Here is a 7,660-nt window from a genome sequence, read left to right as displayed (position 1 = left end):
CGTACAGTTCAGAGAAAAATATCAAAATTAGCTGTCTTCAGTTTATAATATAAATATGAACAAATTAAAAGAAGAAAATTTGAGAAGAGCTCTTTCTCATATTGAACGACATAAACAAGCCATAAATACAAGTAATAATAGTGAGGATAATGATTTTCATAAATTATTACTCCAATTTAGCTATGAAGTATATGAAAGAATCAAGGCAAATAAAAAACCTTATCCGAATTTAGATTCAGATAAAGTCTTTTGACTAACTTTTTCCTTATAAAAAATTTTATATAAAAATATCTCTAAATAAAAGTTTTATCCAGAGATATTTTTACACCTAAATTCTAATTTTTATTATATATTTTAGATTCCATTATTGTATAAAACTTTAACAATTTTTTACTTTGGGAGTTCACTATCAATTTTATCTAGTAACAGTAGTAATTTTTCAATAATTGATAATCTACGAATAGCATAATCCTCCATTGAAAATTCAATTGGAAGATTATGATTTGATTTCCATTTTTCTTGGAAAATAATAAATGGATTTTTAAGAGCAATTGCATATTTAACATTTGAATTAACATACAATTCTATATACTTTAGTAGCTCATCTATTTCAATTTGAATTACTCTTAATGTCTCAAAATCACTATTTAAATAAGCATTATAAGTTAAACCTTCGGATGTAATAGATAAAAGAATTGCATCGACAAAATCTCTAATAATGCTTTCTGATAATCTTAAATCCCCTTCGAAATTTTTCCAATGCTGATCAAAAATATCATTATATATTGCAATTTTTAATATGTTCTCTTGCTCATTTTTTGAAAGTTTTTTGAAATTATTTATATAATCCTGTATCTCTTCCTCATACAAGCATTGCTGACTTTCTCCATCACAAAATACATAATCTGTACTCATATACTCTTCCCCATCATTATACTGTTCAGTTGAAGTCAAATTATGCTCCTCTGTATCTGGTAGATTATATTTTTCTTCTTGTTGCCAGTCTCTATTTATCTCAAAATTATTTATTAAATCTTTCCATTCTTCAAGATTTGTTTTTATTACCTTGATATAATCAGAAGCTCTATAAATTTTTTGTTCCTTTAGATCATAAATATCGAGACTTAAACTTGCTAATTTTATCGCGTTAGATAAAACGTCATTAGAAATTTTTTTCTCATCTTTTCTTTTATTAAGATAATCATTTAAAAACCCACTTATCCCTAAAATAGTTACAATATTTGCTATTAGACTAATCCAATCTAAAAATGATAAATCCATTTTTATTCCTCCTAAAGTAATTATAAAATTAGTATAACACAAAAAAAATAAATATTTTCAGTTTAAAAACTACCAAATAGATTTCAATAAGAAGGGAAGGATAATCTATATTTTACTCCATACTACAAAAAAAGATTGAGCATTGTACAGTACAAAACTCAATCCTTTAAATAACATTTAAGTTAGCAAACAATTAAACTGATTATTTCTTAAAACAACTCTTTATAAAAATCAATCGTTTCTTCTAAAGTTGGCATAAATGGGTTTTCTGGTGCACATGCATCAATCAAGGCATTCTTAGAAATGTATTCAAAGTCGAAATTTTTTTCTTCAATACCAAGTTCAGTCAATTTCTTAGGAATACCTACTGTCTCAGAAATCTTCTCAATCTCAGCAATTGCGTAATCGGCACACTCTTCATCTGATTTACCTTCTACTTGATACTATGCGTGTTCTGCTTTTCGAGACTTTTTGTACAGACTCATAAAACCTAATCAAAATTAATTATATGAGGTTTCAAAAAGCCTTTTATACATACCTTCTTTACCACATAACTCATCATGTTTTCCGCTATCTATGATTTTACCGTTATCCATAACAATAATATTATCGTATTCCTGAGCGTTAGATAGTCTATGAGTTATAAAAATTTGGGTAATTCCTTTATATTTTAAATTATCCATTATTTTCTTCTCTGTTATAGTGTCCAATTGACCAGTACCTTCATCAAAAATCATAATCTCTGGATTTTGCAAAATGGCTCGAGCTATTGCTAAGCGTTGCCTTTGCCCACCTGATAAATTATTACCATTATCCCCAATACTAGTATAGTATCCCATAGGCATATTATTAATCTCTATATCTAATTCAGCTAAACTTGCTGCAGAAATGACATCCTCCATAGAATGGCTATGAGTTAAATCTATATTGGAAATCACAGTGTCGTTAAACATTACATCATTTTGTAAAACAACTCCGAAACTCTTCCTATAACTATTTAAATCAAACAAATTAATATCATTACCATTATATAAAATCGTATTTTTCTCTACATCATACAGCCGTAGCAATAATTTAATAAGTGTAGTTTTTCCGCAACCTGTCCTCCCCACTATAGCAATACGTTCACCTTTCTTAATAGTTAATGATATATCATAAATAACTTTATAGGCACTACTATAAGCAAAACTCAAATTTCTGAAAGTCATCATTTCAAATGGGGGTAGTTTAGAAATAGAAAATTGATTTTTTTCTTCTGGAGTATAAATGATATCAAAAACTCTATCTAAAATTGTAAAACAAAATTGAAATTGAAAACAATTTTGTACGATTAGAGTAATAGGTGAAAGAAGCAAAGAAACCAATGATAAAAATGACATTAAATTCCCCAGAGACATCATATGCTGCTGTACTTCGAGACCTCCCAAAATTAAAATTAGTAAGTTTGGTACGAGTCTATAAATAGAAATAAAAGTCTGAAAAATATTTAGATAATTTTCACGCTCTACATCAAATTTAAGCTCATTACTAAACATTTCTTTCCACTTAGTATATGAAACATCTCCTTTTGCTGAGACTTTCAAAAATAATAAATTAGAAAAAATTTCCATCAGATAACCTTGAGTCAATTCTTTAGAACTGATAAAATTTGAGTTCTTTTCTTCCAGTTTTTTTAACAAAAAATATAAAACAATAAACAAAAATATAGCAAAACATGTGATTATAAGTGTGAAATATAATGAAATCATTGCCATAGCTATAAAAGCGATAATAATTGTAGATAGATCAATTAACAAACTTGATATTCCACTTGAAATTATTTTCTCTAAAGAATCTAAATTATTGATTCGAGTTACAATTTCACCTGAAGATCTACTATCAAAAAATTTCATAGGTAGAGTGAAAATTTTGCCAACAATTTTATCTTTTAATGTAAATATGTATCTCTTCTCAACTATAATGATTAATTTAGTTCGTATGAAGCTAAATAACGCATAAAATATAATTAAGGAAAAAACTGAAATAAGCATCCCTAAACGATACATTTCTCCTTTGCTAATTACATTATCAATAATAAACCTTGTTAGCAAAGGTAATAATAAGGTGAGACTCTGTACCAAGATTGATATTAAAGAAATATAACTTAGCCTTTTAATATCAATTTTACCTATCTTCAATATTTTAAAAAAATTATTGTGTTTCTTTTTTTTAGTAAATTTCCTATTTGGTGAGAAGAAGATTACAATACCAGATATATTATTTGCAAAGTTTGATATATCTTCTGTTATTCTACCTTGTTCTGGATCGATGAATACTACACTATGCTCATTATGTTTTTCCACTACAATATAATGAGCATTACTAGTTAAAGCTATATAGGGTTCTACAATTTTGTTCCCCAAAAATGTTTTAACATTTAAAATCTCAGACGCCTTTGAATCCAATCCAAAATAAGAAGCTATATTTTTAATATCTCTAATGGATAATCCATCCCTTGAATTCTCAAAATCACAGCATAATTCATATAAGTTTGCCTCATGCCCATAATAATCTAAAATCATTGCCATGCATGCTAAACCACAACTGGTCTCAGATAATTGTTGTATGAATTTTACCTTTTTCAATTTGAATCACCAAATTTCTAGATTAATTACAGAAGGAATTGATAAATTATTCAAAGTTAGTAAGCCTAATCCTATTCCAGCTATTCCACTCATTAGACTTGGAGAATTCTTATACGGAAGACCGCATTTCCAATTTTCTGATTCTAAATCATCAAGAATCGTATTAAGATAGGAGTAAACTACATTGTATAAATGCTCAGAGGACATTTTCTTAGCAACATAAAATAGAATGTTTAAATTTCCTAAGTCTCCATGACATAGACAGTGGCTTTTTCCAAAACCATATTTTATTGTTGTATCAATTGCTACATCCATATCAGATTTCATTGTTCTTCGAAACTCTACATTCAATGTATTATTTTTATACAGTTCTAATCTACTTATAAGTATACCTGGAGCACCATGGCACCACGAAACAGGGATATTTTCAACAATATCCTTATATTTGATACCACTTTCGGTTTCTCTATAATCAGACCAATTAGATTTTTCAGTATCAAACATAGAATTTTCAAAAATTATACCTTGTTTAATTAGAGTTTTAATCTTTTTATCTTCTGGGAAATATCTACTAAGTTTTGACAGTGCCCACACAATTCCTGAGACTCCGTGTGCAAAACCCGCTAAAGGATTGGAAGCCATCGTTCCTTTCCATGCTCTTCCATCTTGCCCTTCAACAGTAATTTTTGTAGAATTTTTTTCTAAATGACTAAATAAATCATGCGCTAATATCAAGAGTTCTTCGTCTCTAGTAACTTCAAATACATTTAGCAAATGTATAATCGCACCAGCAGAACCTACAAGAACATCAAAATTTTCATCATATCTATACCCTTTTTTTAAATCATCAATAATATCATAGATATAAACATCTAGTTCATCAGAATTAAAGTGTTCAGGCATCCTTGTCTTCAGTAACAACAATACATATATAATAGGGGTCTCTCCAGAAAAACCTCCAAACAGTACCTGAGAGTGAGTAGCAAATTGCTTTCTTGAATCTAAATAATACTTGAGAGATCGGTAACATTTTTTCAAGTATATGAGATAATCTTTTTTCTTGGTCTCCAAATATAAGAATAAATAGAATAACATAATACCTGATATACCATTATACAGATCACATCCGATTGGAACCATATTCCAATCATTCGTTTTCTCTCCCAGTATGTTCATGTCTACCCAGCATATATCTCCTGAAGTACCACTATATGAAATTTTAGATAAATAGTCAGCAATTTTTTCTGTTAGAGGTACAATTCTACTTTTAGTTTCTTGTATTTCTTTATGATTTAAATTATGTATCACTTTTACAGATGGTTTTAGAGGTACAAAAGAATCCTGAACTAAATTATAAGAAGGATCGTAATTCAAAGTTGTTTCAATCAAATTTAATTGAAATTCCATATCCTTCTGACAAAAGTCTTTTATTTGTTGAATTGCTAATTCCATTCCTGAAATATTAAAGAAATTTTGATATTTCGTTAGTTCAGAACATAAGAATCTATCAGATATTTTTGTCTGAAATAATGGAATATCACCCAATAATAATGATTCGAATTCTGAACTAGCTATTCTTTGTACTTTTTTATCCTCAAAAACTATTTTCCAAACTTTTGAAAATAACATTTCCCTATCTAGACCACTCCTTAAAAAACTAGGATGATAAGATGTTTGTATTAAATTAGAATAAAATTGTGTGGGCCTCATTATTTGTCTAGAATACGCATTATTAAATTTTTCTATCTCAACCAGAAACTCTTCTATTGATGAAGGATCTTTTGAAATAATTTCATAAGCTTCTTTAAAGCCAGCAGAAACGTAATTTTTATATGAATTCAAATCAACATCCTTGCCCGATTGAATAAAAGGCTGATTATCTTTACTTTGCAATGCGGATTGTTCATAACCAATTTTCATTTCATCCGTCATACTATGCATGATACTTGCACGTTCAATCGGAATCATCTCTCCTGCGCTTGAACTTAGACCGCTAATATCCACCCCAGAGTTCCCATCTTTACCCCAAACTATATTAGGTAAAATACCTACTCTTTTCACAGATTTTTCTAATAAAGAGAATATTAGTTTATCTGCCGTTTCGTATTCCTTTCTGTATTCCGTTGTATTATGAAATAATGTTTCAATATCGACAAGAACTGGTCTATTACCCTTAGCTATGATATTTTCAAAATGAATATCGTTTCCCCTCATAGCAAATAATAAGAATAACAAGTATCCTAGATGTGTATAAAACTGAATAAAATCAGATTCATATGTGCATGGTAAGTGTTCTATGTACTCTACCCATCCATAATTTCCACGATTCAAAATATTTGTTACATATAGATTTTTATTGAATTTCAGGTTGTACCAGCTAAGCAAGTTTTGAAACTTCACATCCAATATTAAATCTCTTGGTTTATATACTAACTTATTTGTTCCAAACCAAAGGAGATATACTGATTTTCCATGATTATGAAAATCTGACACACCAGATTCAATCTTTGTTAACTCCCCATTGATAGAAAAATGTTCCTGTAATAATGCTTTATCTTCTTTTAGGTTTGTTAAAAATTCTACATTATTAGTAACCCAATTTTGAATATTTTCAATAATTAATCGAAACATAACAGGATATTCTTTTAATATATCCCAAAAATGGTCCGATAAGTATATTTCTGAAAAATATTTAAATCTTTTTTCTCCAGTTTCACCGTTTAACATATTTTGTTCTTTCAGAACTTGTAATTCTAATATCAATGTTCTGTAAGAAATATTCAAAATTTGTTGGAATAACGCAATTAATAAACTATTCAAGACGTCTCTAGTGACTTTCAAATTCTGACTACTCAAATTATCTTCAAGTTTATAGGCAGCAAATTTCAAAAATGGTATGACAAAATTACTGAAAATAGGTTTTCGTTTTCCCTCACTGTCAACTATATAAAACTCTGGTAATGTATAATCATTTCTCTTAAAAAAGAACTCTATAAATTCGTTCATATGTGAAAATGAATCTATATCTTTCACATCATATGTATGTTCTTCCAAAAAAATATCTAAATCATGTTTAGAAAAATCATTTTTTTCTTGTAAATATTCCCAAAATTCATTAGAACCTTCTCCAATAAAATTATCCCAATACTCTTTTCTTTTTCTTGATTTCAAACCATCCCCTAAATCATGACTAGAAATTTTTCTTTCAGAGAAATAAGAAGCATCTTTAAAATCTGTTATGTTTAATTTTCGATTCATTTTCAACTCCTAAATATAAAACAACAGGTGACATCCTACTTTTAGGTGTCACCTATCCCAAAGATTCAATAGAATTAATCTATTAACAACAAATGAATGTTAAGAAAGGACACTCTGTGGTGATAGTACAACCACGACCACAAGAATTCTCTCCTGAATAACATGCACAATAAGATCTAGCTGTTCCGCCAGCCATAGTTTGATCCATCTCGCTATCGCTAAGTTCACGCAAGATATCCCCAGCTGGATTACCTTCTGTACTTAGTGATTCGTAAATAGGTTTTTTCCAATCAGACATAATTGTTTAATCCCTTTCTAGTTACTGATTTCTCTTATTAAATATAGTGACACCTCAAACCTTTGGGATTAAAAAATTCAAAAGAGATACCAGTAACAAATATTTAAATCCGCTGTAATTATAACTCTGAAAGTTATGATTACAGTCATTTATAAGCAAAAATAATGTTCATCATGCGTTTATCTGCCAACAAATAAAG

At 28.6% G+C, this 7,660-nt stretch carries 4 protein-coding genes and 1 pseudogene; all 5 read right to left on the bottom strand.

Annotated elements, in window-relative coordinates; genetic code table 11:
* Positions 1-390: 390 nt before the first annotated feature.
* Positions 391-1,281, bottom strand: a complete 891-nt coding sequence (locus RWN11_RS06195; protein WP_049474976.1) for a hypothetical protein — start codon at positions 1,279-1,281, stop codon at positions 391-393.
* Between the two features lie 209 nt (positions 1,282-1,490).
* Positions 1,491-1,700 (bottom strand): annotated as a pseudogene (locus RWN11_RS06190) (iron-containing alcohol dehydrogenase); the annotation flags it as partial.
* Between the two features lie 81 nt (positions 1,701-1,781).
* Complete coding sequence (locus RWN11_RS06185) at positions 1,782-3,905, bottom strand: peptidase domain-containing ABC transporter (protein ID WP_314160893.1); 2,124 nt, start codon at positions 3,903-3,905, stop codon at positions 1,782-1,784.
* 6 nt (positions 3,906-3,911) lie between these two features.
* The gene (locus RWN11_RS06180; protein ID WP_314160892.1) at positions 3,912-7,163 is read right to left on the bottom strand and encodes a type 2 lanthipeptide synthetase LanM family protein; all 3,252 of its coding nucleotides are present in this window, start codon (positions 7,161-7,163) and stop codon (positions 3,912-3,914) included.
* An 82-nt stretch (positions 7,164-7,245) separates the two neighbouring features.
* Positions 7,246-7,461 carry a plantaricin C family lantibiotic gene (locus tag RWN11_RS06175; protein ID WP_049522134.1) on the bottom strand — a complete coding sequence of 72 codons (216 nt, stop codon included), beginning with the start codon at positions 7,459-7,461 and terminating at the stop codon, positions 7,246-7,248.
* Positions 7,462-7,660 lie beyond the last annotated feature (199 nt).

Source organism: uncultured Gemella sp. (assembly GCF_963519265.1).
Lineage (GTDB): Bacteria > Bacillota > Bacilli > Staphylococcales > Gemellaceae > Gemella.
This window is presented reverse-complemented; position numbering and strand designations above follow the sequence as displayed.

Bases quoted from the DNA above. Each gene is read 5' to 3' on its own strand.
- RWN11_RS06195 (WP_049474976.1), bottom strand. From the start codon at position 1,281: ATGGATTTATCATTTTTAGATTGGATTAGTCTAATAGCAAATATTGTA.
- RWN11_RS06180 (WP_314160892.1), bottom strand. From the start codon at position 7,163: ATGAATCGAAAATTAAACATAACAGATTTTAAAGATGCTTCTTATTTC.
- RWN11_RS06175 (WP_049522134.1), bottom strand. From the start codon at position 7,461: ATGTCTGATTGGAAAAAACCTATTTACGAATCACTAAGTACAGAAGGT.